General features: G+C 61.9%; 23 protein-coding genes and 1 pseudogene. 8 read left to right on the forward strand and 16 right to left on the reverse strand.

Going from position 1 to position 22,741, the window contains the following annotated elements:
• Window positions 1-407: 407 nt before the first annotated feature.
• A complete protein-coding gene (locus Q3C01_RS19705) occupies window positions 408-719 on the forward strand; it encodes a hypothetical protein (RefSeq protein WP_458146965.1) in 312 nt (103 codons plus the stop codon).
• A 219-nt stretch (window positions 720-938) separates the two neighbouring features.
• Window positions 939-1,673 carry a class I SAM-dependent methyltransferase gene (locus tag Q3C01_RS19710; protein ID WP_458147021.1) on the forward strand — a complete coding sequence of 245 codons (735 nt, stop codon included), beginning with the start codon at window positions 939-941 and terminating at the stop codon, window positions 1,671-1,673.
• Between the two features lie 126 nt (window positions 1,674-1,799).
• Here the strand turns inward: Q3C01_RS19710 and Q3C01_RS19715 are convergent, their stop codons facing one another.
• The 4 genes from Q3C01_RS19715 to Q3C01_RS19730 form a co-directional block, all read right to left on the reverse strand.
• A complete protein-coding gene (locus Q3C01_RS19715) occupies window positions 1,800-2,648 on the reverse strand; it encodes a metal-dependent phosphohydrolase (protein ID WP_458146966.1) in 849 nt (282 codons plus the stop codon).
• A gap of 172 nt (window positions 2,649-2,820) precedes the next feature.
• Window positions 2,821-3,453 carry a hypothetical protein gene (locus Q3C01_RS19720; RefSeq protein WP_458146967.1) on the reverse strand — a complete coding sequence of 211 codons (633 nt, stop codon included), beginning with the start codon at window positions 3,451-3,453 and terminating at the stop codon, window positions 2,821-2,823.
• 702 nt (window positions 3,454-4,155) lie between these two features.
• Window positions 4,156-4,455, reverse strand: coding sequence for a hypothetical protein (locus Q3C01_RS19725; protein ID WP_458146968.1), 300 nt, complete (start codon window positions 4,453-4,455; stop codon window positions 4,156-4,158).
• Between the two features lie 167 nt (window positions 4,456-4,622).
• Window positions 4,623-5,276 (reverse strand): hypothetical protein, encoded by a 654-nt coding sequence (locus Q3C01_RS19730; protein WP_458147022.1) that lies wholly within the window; start codon window positions 5,274-5,276, stop codon window positions 4,623-4,625.
• A 283-nt stretch (window positions 5,277-5,559) separates the two neighbouring features.
• Here Q3C01_RS19730 and Q3C01_RS19735 point away from each other — a divergent pair, with 283 nt between their 5' ends.
• On the forward strand, window positions 5,560-7,143 hold the full coding sequence (locus Q3C01_RS19735; RefSeq protein WP_458146969.1) for a winged helix-turn-helix domain-containing tetratricopeptide repeat protein: 1,584 nt from the start codon (window positions 5,560-5,562) through the stop codon (window positions 7,141-7,143).
• A 50-nt stretch (window positions 7,144-7,193) separates the two neighbouring features.
• Here the strand turns inward: Q3C01_RS19735 and Q3C01_RS19740 are convergent, their stop codons facing one another.
• The 7 genes and pseudogenes from Q3C01_RS19740 to Q3C01_RS19770 form a co-directional block, all read right to left on the reverse strand.
• On the reverse strand, window positions 7,194-7,958 hold the full coding sequence (locus Q3C01_RS19740) for a hypothetical protein (protein ID WP_458146970.1): 765 nt from the start codon (window positions 7,956-7,958) through the stop codon (window positions 7,194-7,196).
• A gap of 2 nt (window positions 7,959-7,960) precedes the next feature.
• On the reverse strand, window positions 7,961-8,158 hold the full coding sequence (locus Q3C01_RS19745; protein ID WP_458146971.1) for a hypothetical protein: 198 nt from the start codon (window positions 8,156-8,158) through the stop codon (window positions 7,961-7,963).
• A gap of 4 nt (window positions 8,159-8,162) precedes the next feature.
• Entirely contained in the window at window positions 8,163-8,591 is a 429-nt protein-coding gene (locus Q3C01_RS19750) for a hypothetical protein (protein WP_458146972.1), read from the reverse strand.
• A 48-nt stretch (window positions 8,592-8,639) separates the two neighbouring features.
• The gene (locus Q3C01_RS19755) at window positions 8,640-12,047 is read right to left on the reverse strand and encodes a CHAT domain-containing tetratricopeptide repeat protein (protein ID WP_458146973.1); all 3,408 of its coding nucleotides are present in this window, start codon (window positions 12,045-12,047) and stop codon (window positions 8,640-8,642) included.
• 200 nt (window positions 12,048-12,247) lie between these two features.
• Window positions 12,248-12,463 (reverse strand): annotated as a pseudogene (locus Q3C01_RS19760) (hypothetical protein); the annotation flags it as partial.
• Between the two features lie 12 nt (window positions 12,464-12,475).
• Entirely contained in the window at window positions 12,476-13,405 is a 930-nt protein-coding gene (locus Q3C01_RS19765) for an ornithine cyclodeaminase family protein (protein ID WP_458146974.1), read from the reverse strand.
• A 249-nt stretch (window positions 13,406-13,654) separates the two neighbouring features.
• The gene (locus Q3C01_RS19770; RefSeq protein WP_458146975.1) at window positions 13,655-13,864 is read right to left on the reverse strand and encodes a PRC-barrel domain containing protein; all 210 of its coding nucleotides are present in this window, start codon (window positions 13,862-13,864) and stop codon (window positions 13,655-13,657) included.
• A 319-nt stretch (window positions 13,865-14,183) separates the two neighbouring features.
• Here Q3C01_RS19770 and Q3C01_RS19775 point away from each other — a divergent pair, with 319 nt between their 5' ends.
• Entirely contained in the window at window positions 14,184-15,089 is a 906-nt protein-coding gene (locus tag Q3C01_RS19775) for an AraC family transcriptional regulator (RefSeq protein ID WP_458146976.1), read from the forward strand.
• Between the two features lie 338 nt (window positions 15,090-15,427).
• On the forward strand, window positions 15,428-15,928 hold the full coding sequence (locus Q3C01_RS19780) for a GrpB family protein (RefSeq protein ID WP_458146977.1): 501 nt from the start codon (window positions 15,428-15,430) through the stop codon (window positions 15,926-15,928).
• 171 nt (window positions 15,929-16,099) lie between these two features.
• Here Q3C01_RS19780 and Q3C01_RS19785 read toward each other — a convergent pair whose 3' ends face one another.
• Both Q3C01_RS19785 and Q3C01_RS19790 read right to left on the reverse strand, forming a co-directional pair.
• Window positions 16,100-16,861: a hypothetical protein gene (locus tag Q3C01_RS19785; RefSeq protein WP_458146978.1), complete on the reverse strand. Its 762-nt coding sequence runs from the start codon at window positions 16,859-16,861 to the stop codon at window positions 16,100-16,102.
• A gap of 19 nt (window positions 16,862-16,880) precedes the next feature.
• Window positions 16,881-17,069 carry a hypothetical protein gene (locus Q3C01_RS19790; protein ID WP_458146979.1) on the reverse strand — a complete coding sequence of 63 codons (189 nt, stop codon included), beginning with the start codon at window positions 17,067-17,069 and terminating at the stop codon, window positions 16,881-16,883.
• Between the two features lie 251 nt (window positions 17,070-17,320).
• Between Q3C01_RS19790 and Q3C01_RS19795 the strand changes: the two genes are divergently transcribed.
• On the forward strand, window positions 17,321-18,295 hold the full coding sequence (locus Q3C01_RS19795; RefSeq protein ID WP_458147023.1) for a DUF2336 domain-containing protein: 975 nt from the start codon (window positions 17,321-17,323) through the stop codon (window positions 18,293-18,295).
• Between the two features lie 132 nt (window positions 18,296-18,427).
• On the opposite strand, the gene Q3C01_RS19800 is transcribed toward Q3C01_RS19795, so the two are convergent.
• Genes Q3C01_RS19800 through Q3C01_RS19810 form a run of 3 tightly spaced genes read right to left on the reverse strand, consistent with a single transcriptional unit; the run spans window position 18,428 to window position 21,421 of the window.
• A complete protein-coding gene (locus Q3C01_RS19800; RefSeq protein ID WP_458146980.1) occupies window positions 18,428-18,772 on the reverse strand; it encodes a DUF1491 family protein in 345 nt (114 codons plus the stop codon).
• A gap of 59 nt (window positions 18,773-18,831) precedes the next feature.
• The gene (locus Q3C01_RS19805; RefSeq protein ID WP_458146981.1) at window positions 18,832-19,548 is read right to left on the reverse strand and encodes a peptidoglycan-binding domain-containing protein; all 717 of its coding nucleotides are present in this window, start codon (window positions 19,546-19,548) and stop codon (window positions 18,832-18,834) included.
• On the reverse strand, window positions 19,541-21,421 hold the full coding sequence (locus Q3C01_RS19810; protein WP_458146982.1) for an ATP-binding protein: 1,881 nt from the start codon (window positions 21,419-21,421) through the stop codon (window positions 19,541-19,543). The genes Q3C01_RS19805 and Q3C01_RS19810 overlap by 8 nt, the downstream gene beginning before the upstream one ends.
• Before the next feature lie 385 nt (window positions 21,422-21,806).
• Between Q3C01_RS19810 and Q3C01_RS19815 the strand changes: the two genes are divergently transcribed.
• On the forward strand, window positions 21,807-22,244 hold the full coding sequence (locus Q3C01_RS19815) for a DUF5330 domain-containing protein (protein WP_458146983.1): 438 nt from the start codon (window positions 21,807-21,809) through the stop codon (window positions 22,242-22,244).
• Window positions 22,245-22,312: 68 nt separating this feature from the next.
• Window positions 22,313-22,741: a SufE family protein gene (locus Q3C01_RS19820; protein ID WP_458146984.1), complete on the forward strand. Its 429-nt coding sequence runs from the start codon at window positions 22,313-22,315 to the stop codon at window positions 22,739-22,741.

Raw genomic sequence — 22,741 nt, forward strand, 5'->3', positions numbered from 1 at the left:
ATCTGCCCGGTTTGGGATCTCATCATCAATCTCAGGCTGGCCAGGACGCTCGGGCTCGACGTTCCGCCAACGCTGTTTGCGCGTGCAGACGAAGTCATCGAATGTAAGCGGCCACCTCGGTGTAGTTGAGGCTCGACGCGAGAACGCGGACCCGCGCCTCGCCCCGGCCGGCGGTCGGCAGAGGAGCGTCGACGACCTCTATTCACTCGGCATCAGCGAAGCGGCTGACTTGAACAACTCGATGGCGCTGCTCCCTCAGAGGACCCCTTGCAGTGTCGCAATTCAAGGGCATGCACACCGCCGCCAAGCTGGGAACAGGGATTGATCCAGATCAAGCCTGAGGCTGCCCTGTTTGGAATTCTCCTCGTCGTTAGATGAGCCATCATAATTTATCAATGGAGAGGAAAATGCCTGCAGTTGTTATGCAGTTCGTTTCACATCCAAAGCCCGGTAGCGATCTTGCGACAGTCTTACAGCTTGCAAAGGACGGTGCAGTGCTTTGGAGAAAGCACGGGGCCGAGGTTAGCTATTGGTCAGTGATAGGTGGCGAGGTTGGGAACTACGCCTTCGTCGCTCGCTTCGATAGTATAGAGGCTTATGGCCGCACCTTGGCTTCACTTGGTGCCGATCCAGCTTTCGCAGAATTTCAATCCAAGCGGCTGAAGGCTGGGCAATCGGATTGGGTACGCTCCAACATGTCCATCCAAGTTGATATCTGACTGAACTCCCTCTCTCCTGAATGCGAGACCGCCTTCGGGCGGTCTCTTGCCGTCTATCGCGGCGAGGTCATCGAATAGATCATTTCCGGTCACGACCTTGGTCGAAATTGCATTAAACTCCGTTCCCGACGTTTCCGGCATGTGGTTGAAGAGATGACCCTGGCTCCTCTTTGGCAAGGTGGAGGGCCGTACCTCACACCTGGCAGACCCACAATCACGCTGGTCCGCATAGTGACGCTCCTCGTGGCGCTGGGCATCACTCACGCATGCGCCGCTGACATTGGTTATCTGAGCTCGCCCGGAATTCCTGCGAAGGAGTTTCCCTCACCTTGGCGTCCGGTTGCGCCGATCGCCAGCCCAAGCCGCGCTGCCGAGGAGCACCGCGACTCCCTGGACGAGGCCGGTGAGGTCGCCCGTCTTCTTGAGCTGAAACCAGGCATGACGGTCGGCGATATTGGTGCAGGCAGCGGCTACTACACGATCCGCCTCTCATACCTCGTCAGCCCCAAGGGTTCGGTCGTCGCCCAGGACGTCACGCGGGATTACCTCATGGAGCTCAGCAGGCGCACGGCCCGACTGGGGCTGACAAACGTCACATTTGCGCTGGGCGAACCACACGACCCCCGCCTGCCCGCTTCCTCGCTGGATGCCGCCATCCTCGGGCACATGTATCACGAGATAGCCCAACCTTACGCTTTCCTCTTCAATCTCGCGCCGGCCTTGAAGCCGGGGGCGCGGATCGGAATTGTCGATTTCGAACGTCCGACCTCAAGACATGGCACGCCGATTGAGCTGTTGCGTTGCGAACTGACCGCCGTTGGCTATGGCGAGGTGGCCACATATCAGCTTGCAGGCGATGGCGGCTACCTGGCGGTGTTCGTTCCGCCGCAAGGAGTGAGTCGAAAATCTCCCCGCGATATCATCGCTTGTACAGATCCTGCCGGCCCTCGCTGATGATGGTTACTGCGGGCCGACACGCATCCCAGCGGTATCGCGCATCGCGAACGTACCAAGACATCGATTCATTGGCCCGGTCTTGCCCGAAAGGCTCAGCTTCCTAAAATTTGGACGACAGCGCAGTCACAGCTGTGGCCCGGATAAACCCGGTTCGCGTTCAGCTCGGAAGACGTTGCTATAGAGATTCGCTATCCATTGCCGTCCGCTCGAGGTGATATTGAGATAGCGGATGGCGCTCTGAATTTGCGGGGCGACATTGTTCCAATAGAACTGCGGGTACTTGTAAACGACATCGGCAGGTGTTTCGTAGCCGAGCTTCTTGTTCAGCCCGGCTTCCTCAAACTCGTAGAACAGTGCATTCGATTTTCTCAGATAGTTGGGATCGCCAAGCTGACCGATAAGATCGGCAGCGCGCAGGAGCATACCTTCCTCTTCGATCAGTTCGTCGTTTGAAGAAGACTCCGTGTATGGAAAGCGCGTGAATTCAATGGCTCGCGCAATTCGGCTTGCATCGACCTCCTCGATACCGTCGAAGCGCTCGGAGGCGAATAACTTTGAGCGGTCCACATGATAGGGTGCGAGCGAGGCGTCCGATGCTCCTCTTGGGAGACGAATTGTACGGCCGGTCAGATCTGCGACATAGGAGTCTTCGCTATCTCCTTGAACGATCCCGCGGACGTATCCGATATCGTGGGTGAGGCAGGCCAGGATGAAACTTGCGTAGTCCACGGCTGTCGTCGGCAGCAACAACATTCGTCCCATGAGGATATCGTGCCCCGCAAGGGTAACGAGCATGGTGTGCTCAATGTCGTGATACAGGGCGTCGCTGTTGCCGATGCATTCCAATGTAAGTCTGGCTGCAAACGGAAGCACTTCGGTCAAGCGGGCATGCGAGGAACCAAACCTGTCTCGCGTATCAGACGTCAGGAACGATGATAAAGTCTGCGCCAACAGTTCTGGAATCGTGATCATCTGAACACCCGTCAGTATGTGCGCACGACAACGGCTCGTCTCGCCAACCTAGGGCCCTGACTCTTGTTCGGAAAGCTTGACCTAAATCAAAGGTCGTCTCAGCGAGTTCAGCTCGCCGCCGGAGCCGATCCGAGACGTATGGTTCAGGCCGCAGCCCCTGGCAACTGAAAGATCACCTCAACTGGTGCAAAAGTACGGCCCACCGAATGGTTCGGCTCGCACTCAAGACGGAGACCAGCCCCAGCGCCATCAGCAGCGTGCCAAGCCAGGTCCAGACCCGCCCATCATCGCCCGCCTCTGTCGTCGGAAAGGCGACCGGCATCGCCAAAGGCGCAGAGGCGGCAATCAAGTCCCCGGCGACCGGCGCGGCCGCCAGAAGCGCCTCGACGTCGACCTGACGCGGCGTGGTGTGGTCGGGCGTGAGCCGGTCCTCCTCGCGGTTGGGAGCCCGCACCGGCGACACGAGGGGCGGCGCGATCCCGGCAGCGAGGACGGGACTGGCATCTGCCACCTGCTCGGGGGCGGACGGGCTCGGACGAGACGTATCCGGCGGTACGGAGCGCTGCAGCTCCGCACGCGCATCCGCCACCGCCTGCCGCTTGCGCGCCGCAGTCTCTTTCTCCTCGGGTGCGGCGACACGTGGTTTGGCAGCGCCATGCTGAGCCGGCTTCTTCACCGTCGCGGTCCCTTCGGCAGCCTGGAACCAGCATTTGCGGCGGCCCTCAAACCGATAAACCCAGTGTTGCCCCTCGGCGACCGACTTGCCGGGTCGCAGCAGGCACTCCTCTTCCGCGGGAGTGGGCACGGGGGCTGTTGCGGGAGCGGCGTCGAATAAGCCGGCGAAAGGGTTCGAAGACGCAGGCGACGTCGAGAGACCAGCAAGAAGCACAAAAGCGGCGAAACAAAATCGCAAATGACCGGACATGAAAAACCCCGGTGTTGCGCCCCCACCCGTACGAGCTTTGGCCGCGACCTAGGTCGCAATGCGACCTAAATCCGGCGATGCGGTGGATTCATTCTGGCGCCAAGCGAGATGCGGGCATGAATTCAGCGGCGCGCACCGAGTGACTGCGGGCGAATTTGTGCGCCGTCTGTCAGTTTTTATCTGGCTACCAATGTCCGCCTTATACCCAGGAGCGGCCACCACTCCGGTTGAGTATCGGCGGCGTATCGGCAGGTCGACTGAATGGATCCGATCCGCGAAAGGACGCGCGCCGCGAGCGGTTGCGAAACAATTGCGACGATTGCCGTCCGAATGACCGCTTCACGTACTCAAGCGCGGACAAATCAAGCCAATCGATCCACGAAACAGTCTGTTTTACTCTCCTGCTTCATCGCCGCGAACGCACTCGTCTCCGGTCGGCGACGAGCTCACAAGGTTCATGCTCACTTGCCTTGCAACAATGCAAGTTCATTTCATCGACATTGATTCCGAGATGGAAAAAGGCCGCCGGCACTGGTCCAGCGGCCTTCGCCCCGACGTGGGGTTCGCTGGGCGACGCCCCGACTAGAGATCGATGCTGACAGCGATGTTGCGGCCTTGCAGTTCGGCAATCTTCATTCCGTCAGCCTGCACTTGCGCGAACTCCGGGTCCTTTGCCACGGCCTCCTGCACTTTGCCGTAGACTTCCCAATTAGCGTAGCGCGTCGTCACCAGCAGCTCTCCTGCCCAGTGGCCAGTGTGGAAACGGGACAGCCGGAGAAATTCGGCACCGTGTTTTTCGAAGATCTTCTTCGCCTGCCTGACGATCTTGGTCATTTCCTCGGGCTTGTCGGTTTTGAAGCGAGTGAATTGAACGACCGGCATGGGGCTACCTCCATTGTGATGTGAAATATCCAAGAGGCGTGTATCGAGCGACGTTTGAGAACGAGTCTCCAATGCGACCTCGATGAACATTTGTCTTCATCGACTCGTAGTTGGTTCAGGCTCGCAAGGGGCAACGGCTCTGCCCCTTCGCGGGCGGTCCTGAAAGATCATTGTTGAACCAGTGCCGCAGGTGCCACAGGCAGGATGCGCACGAACACGAACCGAGAGGTCACCGGTATTTCCGCATCCGCGCGACCGTCCTGACCGATGAGGATCAGGCCTGCTCCGCCATTTGCCACGGTCAGGATGATCGCTTCACCTGTCCACGTCCGGATCGGCGCCATTCCAATGATGAGAAACTCGCCGACGGGCTGGTCCAAATATTGAAGTCTGAGCTGCGGGGCAATTTCAGCTGGCGCAAGCTCGAAGCCCAGTTGCTGGGCGCGCGCGTAGATTTGCCGCATCGACACGGTCTCGCCCTGAAAGCCCAGTTCGGCCGCCGACACCGTCAGAAGCTCGACCACCGTCTTCGCGGCGCTGACGGTAAAGGCCGGCCGGGCGAGAGCCGCCGCAGCCGAGTCGCCGACGCCGCAACCGATCGCGCTCATGGCGTTGAGAAGAGCGAACGAATCCGAGAACGTACCGATGGTTATCGTCTTCCACACCGCAATGTCCGAAGCCGATGTCACCGGCTTCTGCGGTTTCGGGACAGCGGGAGCCGTCTTGAACGTCAATTGTCTCTGCAACACGTCGCGTGCGGTGCATTGAGCCTTGGCGTCGTTCGTTGGTCCGAGGACAACCGCGGTACAGAGCAACAACAGCGCAGTGCCGTCGCGCCAGCCATTCGAACGACGTGAGCTCGCGATGCTTCGCTGAGAGGTAACGTAGTCGAGGCTACGCCGCCAAGATGCGGTGGTCTGTCGCAACCATGGGGCGCCGATCCGCTCAATCAAGCCCCTCATGATGACTTCCCTCGCAACGCGAGATCGGCATGCGGCGCATGCTGTTCTTGTTCGACGTATTCGGAGGATGCCAGCATGTCCTCCGATACACTTTACAAGCAGCTTTCTTTTTTCTTACCGTTACCTTTTAACGCGATCCAAGGTGTTATCGTACCTGGAGGAGCGGCGTTTGTTTTACTCTTTCGCGGACTGCACTCTCAACACGGATCAGCGTGAGCTCCGCCGTAACGGCGACCTCGTTGTCGTCGCGCCGCAAGTCTTCGATCTACTCGAGTACCTGATCTGTAATCGCGAACATGTGGTCAGCAAGGACGACCTCATTGCTGCGATCTGGAAGGGCCGTATCGTTTCGGACTCTGCGCTGACGACCCGCATCAATGGGGTCCGATGCGCTATCGGTGATAGCGGCGAAGAGCAGCGGCTCATCAGGACGCTACCGCGCAAGGGCATCCGCTTCGTCGGGGCCGTGCACGAAGAACGAGAGCCAGCGCATCTGATTGCCGGGGCTGCGGAGCGGTCCGAACAGACGCTACCTTATCCGGAGCGGATCTCGATTGCCGTACTGCCCTTCAGCAACATGAGCGGCGATCCCGAGCAGGAATACTTCGCGGACGGAATGGTCGAGGAAATCACGACAGCGCTTTCGCGGTTTCATTGGCTGTTCGTGATCGCTCGCAATTCGAGTTTCGTCTTCAAGGGCAAGGCGATCGATATCAAGGAAGTCGGACGCAGCCTGGGCGTGCGCTATGTCCTCGAGGGGTCCGTGCGCAAGGCGTCGGGGAAAGTTCGCATAGCAGGACAATTGATCGACGCGGCAACTGGCGCACATGTCTGGGCCAATAGCTTTGAGCGAGACCTGAGCGATATTTTCGTGCTTCAGGATGAGATAACGACCGCCGTCGTCGGCGCGATCCTGCCAACATTGCTTCGAACGGAAATTGCGGCGGCGACGCGGCGGCGGCCCGAAAACCTCACCGCCTATGATCTTCAACTCCGAGCCATGGCTCAGTATTCCCGGGCGACCCGCAAGGGTGTGGCCGAGGCGTTAAGGCTGGCCAATCGCGCCCTCGAGCTCGATCCGGGATTCGGCTTTGTCGCGGCGCTGGCGGGCCTCTGTCACATGGTCAAGGTCCTGTGGGGCTTCTCGACTGATCCTCAATCCGACAGGAATGAAGCAGTACGGTTCGTGCAGCTGGCGTCGAGGATCGATGATGGAGATCCGCAAACCTTGGCAACGTCTGCCTTGGTCCTGGCGTTCATGGTCGGCGATTGCGCACGTGGTATTGAGATGGTCGACCGGGCGGTTGTACTCAACCCCAATTCATACTGGGTATGGCTCGACAGAGGCTGGGTCTATCACACTGCGGGGATTCCAGAGGAAGCGGTCCGCAGCTTCGAACATGCAACGCGCATGAGCCCGATCGACCCGATGCTGGACCGGTTATCCGTCGGCATGGGGTTGGCCTTCATCGAACTCCGTCGCTTTGACGAGGCCATCGCCGCGGGCAAGAAAGCCTTCCGGTTCAACCCCTCGTTTTCGGCGACTTACTGGTGTCTCGCGTCCGCTTTTGCCCATCTCGGACGTGACGCGGAAGCGCATGAGGCTGCGGGGCGTCTGCTCGAGCTTGATCCCGCCTTCACGATATCCACGTGGATGGCCCGGGGCGGACAAACAAACGCAAAGCTGGCGCTCGAAGGTCTCCGCAAGGCGGGGCTGCCCGAGTAAATGGCGCTTCGGGCTGTGCCGCGCCTGGCGCAATGATGCCGCCGGCCGCCCTACCCGAGGATGCCCTTCAATCCGGCATAGATCGAGCCGACCGCGGTGGCGGCGACGCCGACGAGGGGGCCGACGGTCTGCATGAGGTCCTGGATCAGGCGCGCCCTGCGGCGCAGTTGCTCCTCGCCGACGTGCTGGCCGAGAAGACGCGCTATCCTGAAGGCGAAAGCGTTGGGCTTGCCGCCTTGCGTCAGCACCCGCGGCAACACCTGGAAGATCACGACGCCCAGGATATTGCCGGACAGGAAGGCGAGCAGGATGCTCGCGCCGTATTCGAAGACCTCGCGCCACTCGACCCACACTTCGGGAAGGATCGGTACGCGGTCGTGAATGCCCGTCACCGTCAGCATCAACTGGATGCTGAGGGCCGCGCACAGCACCCCCAGCACCAGCGCGCCGATCAGGGAGACCCGGTGCAGCGGATAGGCGACGAGGCCGAACAGCAGAGGTATGACGATCGACGCCAGCCGAAGCGGCAGCGGCGAGATGTTGAAGGTGATGGTGACGAGGACGTGCGCGGTGACGAGCAGCAGCGCGGGAATCACGACATAGAGAACCGCGTGGGTCGCAAAGTACCGCAGGGGGTTGTTGTAGCGCTCGAGCCTGGCACCGACCCGGTCGAGATCGCGCCTGAGCCGGTCGAGATCAGCGACGATCTCATCGATCTCGGCGAGCATCGGGCGCACGACGCGCAAGTCGCGCGAGCAGTGCTTGCACGCGATCGCTTCATCCTTGATGGTCTCGGCGCAGAACGGGCACTCCATCGTCAGCGCGACTTCCTGCGGGTCATGATCGCCTCGATCTCGGCTCTGGCGCGTCGCAACTCGTCACGAAGCAGCTCCCGCTTGCGCAACAGATCGTCGCGTTCGGCGATCAGCGTGGCGGGAATGGCGATATCGCGCGCACAGGAGGCGCAGACCAGCGCAACCTCGACATTGTCCGACTGGCAATAGGGACACTTCATCGCTTCATTTCGGCGCGACTTTCAGGGTGAAGCTGGCGGTGCCGGGGCGGCCGTCGCTGTCCTTGATGTCGACCCGCACGATATACTCGCCCGGCGGCAACTCGGCGTCCTGCATGTTGATGCCGTCGGCCTGGATGAACGGCTTGACCCGCGCGGTCAGGTCGACATTGGGCGAGCGCAGGAAGATCACCTTGACCGAGTCGGGGTCGATCTTCGCGCCGCCAAACGACTCGAACTTGAGTTGCAACCGCAGCGGCGAGCTGGCGGCATCGCTGGGCGAAACCACTTCAACCTTCGGGCCGCGCAAGATGCCGCGCCGATCGGTCGCGATGGCGCCCCTTGGCGGCGGCAGCTTGGCTTCGTCTTCCGTGATCAACTGCGTCGCCTGCGCGACCCCCGAACTCAAGAGGCCAGCCGCGACAAGCCCGAGCAACGTCTTCCGCATCATCCTCATTCAATCCTTCCCACGCACCACTTCCCGCTAGCGCACCCCGCCGTCGCCGATGATCGAGTACGGCGCCCAGAACAGCGGATGCGCGTAGGCGAATTCGGTCTTGCCCTCGCCGTTAAGATAGCCCGGGCCGTCGACGAGAGCCATCATCGCCTGGCGCAGCGCCTCGCTTCGTCCGATCTTCGGATCGTCCGCCTGTCGCTTGAACAGGTCCGTCACCAGTTGCCGCGCCGATTGCGAATGCACCGACCAGTTCGTGACTAGAAGCGCGCGCGTTCCGGCGTAGAAAAAGGCGCGGCCAAGCCCCGAGGCCGCCTCGGCACCGGCCCCTGCTCCGGCGCCGGTGTTGCACGCCGACAGGATGACCCAGTCCGCATCGAGCTTGAGGCCGAGAATCTCTTCCATGGTCAAGAGGCCATCCCCCTCCTCGCCCGTCACCGCCGGAGAGGACAGTGCGAGTGCCGGCTGGGTCAGACCGTTGAGCTCGCCCGGCACGAGGCCATGGGTCGCGAAGGCGAGGATCTTGAAGCCGGAGAGATTCATGGTCTTGACCGCGCTCTCCGTTGCCTTGCTGCCGAGGAACAAGACCTTCGACGGGTCGGCCTGCAAGGCGATCGCGATCGACTTCAACTCGTCCGCTGTGTCGGGCAGCCGGGGCAGCAGCGCGAGCTCGGCGCTGTCGACGCCATCGAGCTTCGGACTGTTGCGCCGCTTCAAAGGCATGCCGCGCGTCACGTTGCCGCCGTTATCCGCAACCTGGACCTTGGCATCGGTAGCTTCGGCCTCGGCCTGCTGATCCCTGTTGAAATAGGGATCGCCGAACGCCACCAGCTCGCTGCGTCCAGGCTTGCCAGGCGGCAACTGTCGCAGCGTCAGCAAGGCAGCCGCCGACGGCACCGTGGTCACCGCGTGGGTGCGCGCAAGCCAAGGCACGTTGCGATAGCTGACGAACAGCGGGTCGTCATCCTGCGTCACCTCCGCCGGCGCCGTCGGCAGCAATGAAAGCGGCAGCAGGCCGAGCGCACCGTTCGTGACGACGATCAGGTTCTTCGCCGGCTTCCAGCCGCCTTCAACCGGCTTCAGCAGGAGCTCGTAAAGCTCATAGGCGAGCTTGAGGTCGAACGGAGGAATGTCCGAGATCATCGCCGCCTGCGGCTCGAGCGCCTCGCGCAGCTTGCGGATCTTGCTCTCGATGTCGCCGATCCTGGCGTTGACCGCCGCGAAGGCCACCGGACCCGACTTGGGGACTGCCCAGACGAAGCTGCCGTTCTGGCCGAAATAGAACGACAGCATCGCCTCGTTGTCGGCCAGCGTCGCGCGGATTTCGGCGACGCTCGGCGGCTTCGGGGAGACCAGATCGGCGTAAGATGGAAACTTCTGCTTGATCTCCTGCCGCGCCTTGTCGCGCTCGCCGCGCAACGCCGCGATCGAGGCCTGGATTTGCTGAACTCCCTTCTCGTCGCGATCGGTCGAGGGAATGGCGAGCACGTTGTTGAGCGTGCCAAGTTGCGCATTGACCTGCTTGGTCAGGTCCTGCTCCTTGCGCACGAGATCGGCGAGCGCCGGATCTTTCGCCGCCGCGCGGGCGCTGGAAGCTGCCAGCGCCTGCTGGACCGAGCGACCGCGGATCGCATCGGCAAGGGCAAAGGTCTCTTCGCCGACCTCGTTGCTCATCCCCTCGGCGCGTGCGAGCAGGAGGAAATAATTTTCGACGGTCCCTTGCAGCCGCTGGCTGCGCGCGGCAACGACAGTCGTGTTCTCGTCGTCGGCGTTCTCCCGCGCATTCGCCATCATGATCGGAATCGCGGCCTTGAACTCGCGGATCGCCTCGGCATCGCGGCGCGCCCTCATCAAGCCGATCGCCAGCGTTCCACGCGCCGAGGCGGCGTCGAAATGGTCCTCGCCGACCCGGCCCACCTGTTTCTTCACCAATTGCTCGGCCGCGGCGATGCCGGCATCAATCTGGCCGGCGGCATAGAGCGACAGGATGCGCGACGGATTGAGCTCGAACACCTGGCGGCGCTGCGGATCCCAGTTGGCGACCGCCTTGTCGATCCTCGCATACATCTCGTTGGCTTCAGGCGTCTTGCGCCGCAGCGTCAGCATGCCGGCAAGCTGCGAGAGCAACTGCACGGTGGCTTGGGACTCCTCGGGCACGCCGACCGTCGTGTTGATCTCGATGGCGACGCGGCCGAGTTGCTCGGCCTCCTCGTAGCGGCCTTCCTCGACCAGGATGCCAGCGAGGCCCATCACATAGCGAGGCGTGACCGGATTGTATTTGCCAGTGTCCTTCAGCCGGGACAAGAGCGCCCGGCGCGCATCGACCTCGGCTTCAGCCAGTCTGCCCTGCCTCGCCTTCATGCGCGCCTGATTCAACACCATGCTGTCGACGACTTGCAGCAGGAGCGTCTCTGCAGGCGGGTTGTCCGACTCCAACACTGCCTTGTTACCGGCTCGCTTGCGCACCTCCGCCGCACGATATGCGGCCTCGGCTTCGGCAAACTGCCCCCGTGCCTCGAAAATCAACCCGCGGGTCATCTCGATTTCGCCCTCCCAGGTCTGGCCGAACTTTGCATAGGACGTTCGCCAGCCAGGAAGCCCACTGGTACGCGGTTCCTGAATCGCAGTCAGGCTGCGACGCAAATAGGCTTCGGCCTGCGCGACATCGCCCATCTGGAGGAGAATGGACACAACCGAACGGTTTGCATTGAACTGATATCCTTTGGCGCCCGGCACATTGATCGTCTCGTGCAACAGTCTTTGCATGATCTCCAGCGCGCGCTTGGGATCGCCTGCGAGGGCGTATTGCAGCGACTGCAACTGCAACAATCGCCCCATCATCCCCGGGCTGACGGCCCCGCGGCCCACTTCCACGGCCTTGTTGGCATCGGCAGTGGATTCGGCGAGACGCCCGAGCTGGGAGCGGGCATTGGCGCGGTCGAAATAGAACTGGGCGAGATCTTCGCGGGACTCTTTGCCCGTGGGCGTCGAATCCGCGTCCGCCTTCAGCTCCGCGATCAGCTTTTCGTCCGGCTTTTCGCTATCGAGGATTGCGGTGATGTCGGCAATCGTACGAGGCGGCGCCACAAAGCCTTTGGGCAGTGTCGTCCCGGGCGCCAGCTTGGGCGCCTCTTCCTTCGGCGCCGCGACCGCGACATTGGCGCGGCCATTCGCGGCATTGAGGGCGGCGAGCACGCAAGCATGGACCTGCGGTTTAGCCTTGGCGCGACAAGCTTCGAGATTGGCTCCGCCCGCGGGCCCACCACCCGCACGCATGCATGCCTGCACGATCGGCTTGCCGACCGTCATCCGGCAGTTCTCGACCGCCGCTTCCTGGGTGAGAGCGTAGGTCGCTCCCGTTGACGCCAGGAGGAGAGCGGCTGGAAGCAAACGGCGAACGCCGTGAGACAATGCGCGAATGAAATAGCTTTCGAACATGGCCGGAGCCCCTGATCGCATGTTGAAAGGATTGATCAAAAATCAAGGCATGTAACGCACCCAATCTATCGATATCGGCGCTCGCGGGACAAGCACAAATCTATCCGACGAAGGTTCGAGAAGACCCTGGTCGCGGCCGCTGCGCCGCACAGCCACTCGCCGCCCTCCAGACGGAACTGACAGGGGGTTACCCCTAAAGGTCAGCCGCGGACGGCCACCGCCCGGCCGTAAGGCGGCTCGGCAGCGACCGGCGAGTTGGTGGCCCGCGCGGCGAGCTTGCCGATCAGGCGGTCGGCATTCGCCGCCATGCCGTCGGGCGCCTGGATCACCTGCCGCTCCAGCGCCCAGCGATAGGACGAGACGGGCTGCTCCAGGCGTTGCTGCACCCACTGGACGATCAGCGGGTCCTCCTGCACAGGGCCGTGCTTCTACCAGGGGCTCTCGGTCACATCCTCTCGCGCTGAGCTACCCTCAATCGCATCATAGACGATCCGCGCAGTAGCGATATCCTCGACGGCGAGTCCCACCGACTTGAAGATGGTCGTCTCTGACCGCTGCAATTTCTTCGAGCCGGCAAAGAGCTCCCCTGCCTCTGCGAAGATAGCGGCTTTAGACAGAATTACGTCGCCGGATTCCTTGAGGGCGGCTTCGCGGGAATCCACAACCAGCGTATTATGCATGGCTGCATCGTCGAGTTCTCGCCAGGTTGGCCGCGGAGAACCGACCGCGTTCACGTGTGCACCTTGCTTCAGCCACTCGCCCTTCAAGAAGGGTTCTACAGCGTTTGTTGCGGTCACCAGGACATCTGCACCTCGCACAGCCGGTTCGAGGTCCATCGCTACTGCATTATGCAGTTCGGCAAAGCGACGCGCATGATCCATCGTCCGGCTCCATACTCTCACTTCTTCAAAATTACCTACGTGCCGTAGAGCGTGCAGATGCGCGTGCGCCTGCACTCCGCTTCCGAGCAGCGTCAGAACCTTACTGCCATCGGGAGCGAGATATTTTGTCACCGCTGCCGAGACAGCCGCTGTTCGCATTTCGGTAATGAGCCGCCCATCCAAAAACGCCAGTGGCTTCCCTGTTTCTGGTTCAAACAACATGATCACGGCCAGATGTGTCGGCACGTTCGTACCAGCGTTCTTCGGAAAGAAGCAGACTAACTTGGCGCCCATCCCAACTTCCGCCACGGCGGGCATGATGCCCAGGAAGCGTTTCCCTTCCTCGATCGTGAGCATGTTGCGCACTGGCTGAATGACGCGCCCGCCTGAAAAGGCTGACAGCGCCTCTTCCATTGCGGGTATGAGTTGTTCGTATTTCAAAACCCTGGCGATTGCTGCTTCGGTTAGGGTAAGCACCGTCGGAACCTCCCCTGGCTGATCCACTCAAGGCAAAAGGTATTCTCCGGATTCTATGGTTGATCCTAGCACCAAGCGAGTTAGGACAATGTCCGAATCAGCACATGAGCGAAGTGGCATATGCCTCGTCGAGGTCCGCTTAGCGAGGCACAGCGGACGAGATTTGCTCTCGTGAGTTCTTCGCATTCTGACCCGGAGCTGTCTTGCTTGGGTCGCAGCAGGACGGTTGCGCGATCCGCCAGAACCTCCCTACTTCTCCGCAAGTTTTATTGTGGAGACCGGCCAGTTGCCACACTGGCTTCGGATAGAAACTCGAAGGCCGTGGAGTTCATCAAGCCAAAGCCTGTCCACTGTTCCAGCCGTTCCGTTAGTCAGAGTTATCGCTTTGCCAACAAGCTCGGTTTGAGCCCTTTCGAACTCCACAAGGATCGCGCAGGCTCTCGTTTGAGCAGTTGGCATGGTGGACGCTGTTTGATTGGCTGAGGTTTGGCTAAAGAGGAGCAATCGTGAGGGATGGGCCACGTTGCATGCATTCATGTAAGCCCCGTCGCCCTGATTAGCCTTACGTCGCCGCACGCCACTTGTACGATCATACTTTCCTTGGGATGGACCTAGCCAAGAGTGAGCGAGTTCAGCCGCACCTGTAATAATTGGAAACGATGAGTTTCAATAGTTTCGGTTGTTGCACAGTAGCCGCGGGGGTATTGCGGATGTTGCGAGTTCGTACTGAACGACACGCAACAAGCCGCAGCATCTTTCGGATCAGCCGAGACGAACAATGCAGGAAAGCACTGCCTTCGGAAAGCGGTTCGGCGAGGCCTTGCGCTCAGAAGCGACCGCATTTGTTTCGCGCTCGCTTAAAAATGGTAACATCGCAGTCACCGAGCTCCGTTCCGACAATCCAGAGCACGGCATATCGGCGGAGCTTGCTCGTGAAGACGCCTATCTCGTTGGATATCACCTCGTCGATTATCCGATCCATGAATATTTTGAGGATGAACGCGCCACTCCAATGAAAGCGTTGAGAGCTGGACAGACGACCTTGTACGATCTAAAGCGTGACCCACGATTTAATATCAACAAGTCCATTCATTGCGTCCACTTTTACTTCCCGCGCACCGCTTTGAACGCCATCGCGGATCATGTCGAGGCACCGCGCATCAAAGAACTGCATTACCAACCGGGTGTTGGCGTGAATGACAATGTGATGCAGGCTTTGGTTTCTTCGCTCCTGCCAGCCTTTCAATCGCCTCAAGAGACCTGCCGCATTTTTGTCGAGCAAGTGACGACGGCAGTGGGCATTCACGTCGCCAAGACCTATGGCGGCATGCAATTGGTGGTCCGCCCGCAACGAGGCGGGCTGGCTCCGTGGCAGATCAAGCGAGCGGAAGAAAAGCTGGCGGCCAATCTTGACGCTAACTTATCATTGGCGGACCTTGCAGCCGATTGCGGAGTGTCGGTTAGTCATTTTGCCCGAGCATTCCGCCGGTCAATAGGGTTGTCGCCCCATCAATGGTTGTTGCGGCGCCGGATCGATGAAGCAAAGCGCCTGATGCGCGACCGAACTCTTTCGCTTTCGGAGGTGGGTTTGACCTGCGGTTTTGTTGATCAAAGTCATTTTACACGCGTCTTTACGCGCATGATCGGCAACAGTCCCGGCGCCTGGCGCCGGAGCCTCGACTGACAGACCCAGACCCAAGCGCGCGGCGTCACAAAGGAACTCCCTGGGGCCAATTCCACGTCGACGAGGTTCGAGTCGATCGCTTCCGTGCCCGTTGCTGGTAAAACTGTTCGCCAGCGGGGCACGTCAGTTATTGAGGCTGCGGCCGACCGAGCAATAGCAAGCCGTCGACTTCCGCTGTTGGCCCAGAGCGTCGATTTTGGCACGTCCGCTTTTCCGCCGTTTCTAAGAGTAAACAAGACATAGCTCGGACTGGCCACGACTTCCGTGTCCTGACCCGAAGCGGGAAGCCGCTAACTCTTATCCTTTCTCCGGGTCCACATCTCGGCTAACGTTTGCGCATGCTGCTCACGAGCCCGATAAGGCCTTACGATCCCAGGTGGCCGCAAGAATATGCAAACGAGGAGGCGCGCCTGCGGCCTATCTTCGGGCCAGCTTTGGTGGCGATCCATCACGTTGGGAGCACCGCCGTGCCCGAACTAGCTGCGAAAGGCGAAATCGACATACTTGCGGTGATCAATCTCACCGATGCGATCGAAGATTGGACCCGATCGTTTGAAGAGATGGGCTATCGACGCGGTGGCGATCTGTCCCAGGGCCATCATTTCTTCAAACGCGATGTTGCCGGTATCCGGACACACAAGCTTCATATCTGCCGGGAAGGTCACGCGCAAATCGCGAGAATGCTGCGATTTCGAGACCATTTGCGACAGCACCCAGCGGATCGGATGAGGTACCAAGAACTCAAGCTTAAGCTGGAACGTGAGAATACCAGCGGCATTCAACAGTATCTCGCCGCCAAAGAGCCGTTCATCCGCGCAATTCTCGCTGGCCTAAATTGAGCTGTGGTCGGCCGACTCGAAGCGAATTTCTGAGGCGCAAGCGCTCTCGAGCACGCCATGTCTCCTCGTGGCCTTCCGTGCCCCCCGGCGAGGTCTGCTATCGTGCCGCTATTGGCGGATCAGCACACATCAGGCGTGACCCGGGCCCCCTGATCACGGTGCACGACCTGCTCAGCCGCGCACGGCGACTGCGCGGCCGTAAGGCGGCTGGGCCGCGACCGGCGGATTGGCGGTCTGCGCAGCGAGCTCGCCGATCAGGCGGTCGGCGTCCGCCGCCATGCCGTCGGGCGCCTGGATCACCAGCCGCTCCAGCGCCCAGCGATAGGACGAGACGCGCTGCTCCAGGCATTGCTGCACCCACTGAACGATCAGCGAGTTCTCCTGCATGCGCGCGACCGCATCCGCCTTCTCTCTCGGCGACAGCTCGGAGACGCGCGCCATGCTGGCATCGCGCTTCTTGTCGAGATCGATGACGCGGATCGCACTGGCGAAGAACGGCTCGAACCGCGTGATGTCGTTGCGCACGTCCTCGATGAGCTGCGCATAGCGCGAGGAATGCGAGCGGTGTGGCTCGTCAATCAGGGTGCGGCCGTACATGGTGCGGTCGAACACCACCTTCTGCTGCCAGGGCGACGGCAACGCCTTGTAGTCGCCGAACACGCTCTTCCAGGCGGGACGCGACAGCGGCGGCTCGATCATGGGATAGGCGAGGTCGCGAAGCTGGCGCTCGTCGTCGGTGAGCTGGAATTGCGAAGCCCTGAGACCAAGGCTGCCCGTCACCTCAAGACCCAGCCAGCGGTGCATGTCGTCGCTGCGCATGTCCTCGCGGGTGCGACCGAAATCGCCGCCGCTACAGGCACCGAGCGTCGCGCCGGTCAGCGCGAGCAACAGGGCCGATGCGAAACACCGGATCTTGTGATGTGGGTTCGGCATTTGCACGAAGGCCGGACTTTTAGCGACGCCTGCGGCGGCGTCCCGGCGCGGTGCCCTCTGCCGGTCCACGACCGCCGCTGGTCTCGTCCGATTCACGCTCGATGCGGATCACGGGAAGGATCAACACCCTCCCCGTCTCTGCGAGCGGAGCGACATCCCCCGATGAGTCCAGCCGGCGACCGGCCGGAAATTCAATGATGGTCCCCATGTCAGCTCTCTTCTATTGCCGCGCGACCGAACGGTCCTCACAACATGGGTGCCATTAAGATCAGCACATGGTTAACGGGGTGTAAACGCGCCAGCCGGACCGTAACCTCACGGGTCAGACGCGCCGTCCCGTTGCGGCACGACAACAGCTGAAACCGCAGCACCGGCTTCACGCCTCGTTTTCCTTAACGAGCCTTTAAAACAACCCGCGATAGGCTGATGCAGACGATTTTCCCGAGTTGCGTACGCCTCATGACCAAGCCGCTATTTCCAGCATTCGACGGGCTCATTACCCTGTCCCGTCGCGAAGGCGTCGATATTCGACCCACGCTTTTGCGCGTGCTGACCGATCTTTACGTGCAGGCGAAGAGCCATAGCGGCGACGAGGAGCGGCAATTCGTCGAGCTCGCCTCGCGGCTGATCGAGCAGGTCGACGATGCGACGCGCGCCGCAGTGAAGGCTCGTCTTGCGATCTATCCTGCAACCCCTGCGCCGATCATGCAGAGGCTGGGGCTGCTGCCCGTGGATGAGGGCCGCCGGATTCCGCTGGCGCGCGAGATCCCCGCTCCGCCCGAAGCGGCCGCGCCGGCTCGCACGCCGACCGATGCGGAACTGCGCATGTCCGCGAACATGGCGATGCAGCCAAAGGATGCCGCCGAGATCCACGACATGTTCTTCCGTGCGACGGCCTCGGAGCGCGCGCTGATCCTGCACAATCTCGCCCAGACTCCCCTGAAGGCCGCGCCTCGCATTCCGACCGCCCGCGCCACGCGCGCGATCCAGACGCTGGAGTGGGCGGCCTATGCCGAGGACACCGAGAGTTTCACGCTGGAGCTCGGCGAGAGCCTGATCCTGCCCTCGCGCGTGGCCTCGCAGATCGTGGATGATGCCGGTGGGGAAGCGCTTGCGGTTGCCGCGCGCGCGCTCGACATGCCGAGTCCCAACTTCCAGCGCATCCTCCTGTTCTTCAAGCCGGAGATCGGAATGTCCGTGAACACCGTCTACCGGCTGTCGCGGCTCTATGACCGGCTCAGCGATCGCTCGGCGCTGGTGATGCTCGCCGCCTGGCGCGGCTCGACGCTCGCCTTGACGCGCGCAAAATATCAGTCGTCGCTCTACGACGGCGAACGCCAGCGCGCGCGTAGCGGCGCGAGCCAGCCGCGGCCTTTGGTGCAGCCCGGCGCGATCCCGCCGATGCGGACAGGCACCGGCGGGTCGGAGCGCTAGAGCATGGTCCGGAAAAGTGTGCAGCGGTTTTCCCTCGCGACAAACGCGGAACGCGTTTGCGCGGAGATCATGCTCAAACAACAACCTAAAGCGCGATGACGATTCATCCCAATCACATCGCGCTTTAGATCCTCAGGCGCGCGCCAACTCCAGAAAATGCCGCCCGGCGCGGTCCTCGGTCTCCACGATCCAGGCGTCGGGGTCGAAACGGATTTCCTTGGTGAGCCGCTCCTCGACCGCAGGCTCCGGCAAAGGCTGCGGCGCCATCGGCACGAAGAAGCGGTCGACCGGCCGGCCGTCGTCATAGACGGTCTGCGGCGCGGGCACGTACAGCATCGCGTTTCCGTCAAGCAGCGACACCTTGACGAAGACGGCCCCCGCCTCCTCGGCGCCGCGCCGGCGCACCGCGCCGAACACGCCTTCAGTCTGGCAGCGGCGCAAGTAGGCCGCCACCCATATGTTCGATTTCAATCGCATGGACAAGACGATAGGCCAGCCGCGGAGACCACACCAGTGTCCGCGCCAAGCAATGGCGATTATTCGACTGGATGTCCGATCACGGCCGCAAGCTCACGCAACAGGCGGTCGGAGACCTGACCGGTCACCGGCATCTTGTGCTCGCGCTCGAACTTCTGGATCGCGGCCTGGGTTTCGCCGGAAATCGACCCGGTCACCTTCAATTGCCCGTACCCATATTCGGAGAGCGCGCGCTGCACGGCGGCGACGCGACGCATGGCGGGGCTTTGCTGCGCCGGGATCGGCGCCGGCGGGCGCGCGACAACGACCGACTGCGACGGAGGCGTTGTCGCCGTGGCCTTGACGAGATTGGTCAGGGGATCGGCGAATCTGGAGGTCGAGGCCGTTGCCTCGGCAGCCTTCTCGGGCACCGGCAGCTTCTCCGCCGCCTTGGGCTCAGCGATGCGGAACTCCATCGGCTTCGGCTCGAGCGGCAGTGAATCGGCCCCGAGCGGGCGCGGCCGCGGCAGCGGGCTCGACAACGCAGCGGCCGATGGCGCCGGCAGATTGATCACGGTGCCGAACATCGGCGCCGGATGGCGGCCGGTTTGCAGGAACAGCGCGTTGGCGACGATGGCGCTGACCGCGGCGAAGGCAACGAGACCGGCGAGGGTATCCTTGGGGCTGTGCAGCAGGATCCGCATCGCGAGATTGCGCTCGGTCTCGACGTCGACGACCGCCGCCTTGGCGCCACGGCGGCGCGGAGCATCCCCATCCCTTGCAGATTTTCTAGGCACTTTTCTTCACCAAAGCCGGTTGGTCCTGAACATCATGGCGCGGCGGCGGCATCAGCGTCGCGATCTTGCTTTCGCTCAGCCGTCCTTGTGGCGGCGTGCAGACGAGTGGCAGCTTGATGGTGACCGCCGTCCCCTCGCCGAACTTGCTTTGTATCGTCAACTCGCCGAGATGCAAGGCGACGAGGCTCTTCACGATCGACAATCCGAGACCCGTGCCCTCGTGACGACGCTGATAGGTCTTGCCGGCCTGGAAGAACGGCGCGCCAATCCGTTTCAGGTCGTCGGGCGCGATGCCGACGCCGGTGTCGCTGATGCGAAGGAACAGGTGCGATGGCGAAACCGTGGCGGCGACGGTGACCTGCCCTCCACGCTCGGTGAACTTGATTGCGTTCGAGACGAGGTTGAGCACGATCTGCTTGAAGGCGCGCGGATCGCCGGTCATCACCGGCAAATCCTGCGGCGCATCGGTGATGAGATCGATGCCGTTCTCGCGCGCCTTCAGCGCGAGCAGATTGCAGCAATGCAACAGCGCGGCGCGCGGCCCGAACGGTTCCGGCGAAATCTCGAACTTGCCGGATTCCATCTTCGACATGTCGAGGATGCCGTTGACGACCGACAGCAGGTGCTGACCGGAAGCGTTGATGAGCTCTGCGTATTCCTTGCGCTGGGCCACACCGAGCATCAGGGTCTGCTCCTGCGCGATCATCTCGGAGAAGCCGATGATGGCGTTGAGCGGCGTGCGCAACTCGTGGCTCATGGTGGCGAGGAAGCGTGTCTTGGCAGCATCGGCCGCTTCCGCGGCGCTGCGGGCCTGATCGAGCGCCTGCTCCTGCATCTTGCGATCGGTGATGTCGCGCATCACGGCGACGACCTCGGGCTCGCGCGTCAGGTCGCGGCCCAAATCCCGGTCAACCAAATCCTTGTCAACCAGGTCCTGGTCGAGCGGCCGGCAGCGCATCTCGACCCAGATGAAATCGACCTGGCCGCGCTCACTGCCGCCGATCTCCCGCCGCAGCCGGAACTCGACGCTGCGCACGTCGCCGCGCGCGGCGTCCGACAGCGCGGTGAGATAGGCCGGACGGTCGGCGACGTGAACGCGGTCGAACAGGCCGTGACCAGTGAGCTGGGCGACCGGCAGGCCGAGCATGGCCTCGACAGCCGGCGAGATGAACTGGACTGCGCCGTTGCGCCGATGGCGCGAGATGACGTCGCTCATGTTGCGCGCCAGCAGGCGATAGCGCTCCTCTTCGCGCGACAACAGCGCAACGCTGGTGCGCGCCAGCGATTCAGCGCCGAAAGCAAGACCCGTCGCATAAAGCGTCGCGGACGCAACGCCGAACGCGGTGAACATGCCGCGTTCGGCCGCATTGGCCTGGTCGAGCGGCAACCAGTCGAGATGACCGAACAGGATCAGGAGCGCCACGCAGGACAGCGCCAGCACCGAAGCAAAGGCCGCGACACGGCGCGAGGCCGACAGCGCAGCCTCCAAGGGAACGACGACCAGCCAGACTGCGGCAAACGATTCGATGCCGCCCGTGGTCACCGCCACGGCCATGATCAGCCCGGCGAGCGCCAGCGACGACAGCACATGGGCACCTTCATAGCGGCCGGTGCGCGAAAGGAACCACGACAGAAGAATCGGCGCGATCAGCCAGGCGAAGGCCGCGACCTCGATCGCGCTGGGTGCGCCGCGCATGGCAAGATAAATCGGGAATGCGGCAAAGGCGGCGAGACTGCCGAGGAGCCTGGGGGCCATGAAAGCCCGATGGCGTGCCCGCGTCAGCGCGTCATAACGCGCCGAGGGATGTAGCAGCGCATCGAGACAATCGCGGATGATACTCAAAACTGTCACGGGTCTCGCGCTTCGGCTCATGCATCGAAAAGACGCGCCGGAACGCCTCCTTGTCGTTGAGCCACCGTGTCAGAGTGACATTAAACGAACGCTAAGGCGGTGGCGCATGCGGCAGAACACCGTGTGATTGCGAGGAATTTTACGCGATTTGACGGTTTCATTCGCGCGGATGGTGAACGCGGGGTTTCCGCATCCTCCGCCTTATGGTTTCGAATTGGTGCAAGGGCGCCAACCGGCGATCGCGAGCCTGCATCAATCGAAAATTTACGAGGCTTTCGATTCGTTCAAATCCCACACATATTTTCGCCGAATTAAGCTCAACGCAATCACTTGCGATTTATCGAGAGTTGCTAGGTCGAAGGCCCGCGGGGGTGCCGCCGGCTGGATCTAACACACAGGTCGCAAGATGCGCTTTCTGCTCCGCATCACATTCTGGCTCGGGCTGGTGCTGGTACTCCTGCCGCGAGACAAGACTCTCGAATCGGAGAAGCTGCCGCAGGTCGGCGCCGCCGAGGCAGTCTCGGCTGCGACCGCGGCCGTCTCCGACATGAGCCAGTTCTGCAAGCGGCAGCCGGCGGCCTGCGAAGTCGGCGGACAGGCCGCGACCATCATCGGCCAGCGGGCGCAGGACGGAGCGCGCAAGCTCTACCAGATCATCAATGACAAGAAGGAGCAGATCACCAACGGCAAGAATGACAACAAGAATGACAAGAAGGCGCCGGACCACACCGGCTCGATCGGCAGCATGGCTGAAGCCGATCTCGACCCCACTCCGGCACAGCGCGACACCCTGACCCAGGACGACCTGGCGCTCGAATGGCGCGGGCCGGAAACGGCGAATTAGCGCCCAAACCCTATCGATTTCGCGTCCTTGCGTCCCTATATTGGCCGTGAGATCACACGCGGGCCATCATGACGACGATCGACGAAATCAGGGATAATTTCGAGATTCTGGACGAGTGGGACGACCGCTACCGGTACGTCATCGAGCTCGGCCGCTCCCTGGAACCGATGCCGGAGGCGGAACACTCCGCCGACAACAAGGTGCAGGGCTGCGTCAGCCAGGTCTGGCTGTCCAAGCGGATCGATCGCGGGAATGGCACGCCGGTCCTGAAGTATCGCGGCGATAGCGACGCCCATATCGTGCGCGGGCTGGTCGCGATCCTGCTTTCGCTCTATTCCAACCGCACGCCGCAGGAAATTCTTTCCACCGACGCGCTCGCGGTGTTCGACGAGTTCGGCTTTCGAGACCATCTGACGCCACAGCGCTCCAACGGCCTGCGCTCGATGGTGGAACGCATCCGCACCGATGCGCGCGAGGCGCTCGCGGAAGCCTCGTGA

The sequence above is a fragment of the Bradyrhizobium sp. UFLA05-109 genome (assembly GCF_054185165.1).

Coding starts and splice junctions, on each gene's coding strand:
- Q3C01_RS19775 (WP_458146976.1), top strand. CDS start 14,184: ATGCAGGAAAGCACTGCCTTCGGAAAGCGGTTCGGCGAGGCCTTGCGC.
- Q3C01_RS19715 (WP_458146966.1), bottom strand. CDS start 2,648: ATGATCACGATTCCAGAACTGTTGGCGCAGACTTTATCATCGTTCCTG.
- Q3C01_RS19810 (WP_458146982.1), bottom strand. CDS start 21,421: ATGAGCCGAAGCGCGAGACCCGTGACAGTTTTGAGTATCATCCGCGAT.
- Q3C01_RS19790 (WP_458146979.1), bottom strand. CDS start 17,069: ATGGGGACCATCATTGAATTTCCGGCCGGTCGCCGGCTGGACTCATCG.
- Q3C01_RS19785 (WP_458146978.1), bottom strand. CDS start 16,861: ATGCCGAACCCACATCACAAGATCCGGTGTTTCGCATCGGCCCTGTTG.
- Q3C01_RS19755 (WP_458146973.1), bottom strand. CDS start 12,047: ATGTTCGAAAGCTATTTCATTCGCGCATTGTCTCACGGCGTTCGCCGT.
- Q3C01_RS19725 (WP_458146968.1), bottom strand. CDS start 4,455: ATGCCGGTCGTTCAATTCACTCGCTTCAAAACCGACAAGCCCGAGGAA.
- Q3C01_RS19770 (WP_458146975.1), bottom strand. CDS start 13,864: ATGCCAACTGCTCAAACGAGAGCCTGCGCGATCCTTGTGGAGTTCGAA.
- Q3C01_RS19820 (WP_458146984.1), top strand. CDS start 22,313: ATGACGACGATCGACGAAATCAGGGATAATTTCGAGATTCTGGACGAG.
- Q3C01_RS19780 (WP_458146977.1), top strand. CDS start 15,428: ATGCTGCTCACGAGCCCGATAAGGCCTTACGATCCCAGGTGGCCGCAA.
- Q3C01_RS19795 (WP_458147023.1), top strand. CDS start 17,321: ATGACCAAGCCGCTATTTCCAGCATTCGACGGGCTCATTACCCTGTCC.
- Q3C01_RS19800 (WP_458146980.1), bottom strand. CDS start 18,772: ATGCGATTGAAATCGAACATATGGGTGGCGGCCTACTTGCGCCGCTGC.
- Q3C01_RS19705 (WP_458146965.1), top strand. CDS start 408: ATGCCTGCAGTTGTTATGCAGTTCGTTTCACATCCAAAGCCCGGTAGC.
- Q3C01_RS19815 (WP_458146983.1), top strand. CDS start 21,807: ATGCGCTTTCTGCTCCGCATCACATTCTGGCTCGGGCTGGTGCTGGTA.
- Q3C01_RS19740 (WP_458146970.1), bottom strand. CDS start 7,958: ATGGAGTGCCCGTTCTGCGCCGAGACCATCAAGGATGAAGCGATCGCG.
- Q3C01_RS19745 (WP_458146971.1), bottom strand. CDS start 8,158: ATGAAGTGTCCCTATTGCCAGTCGGACAATGTCGAGGTTGCGCTGGTC.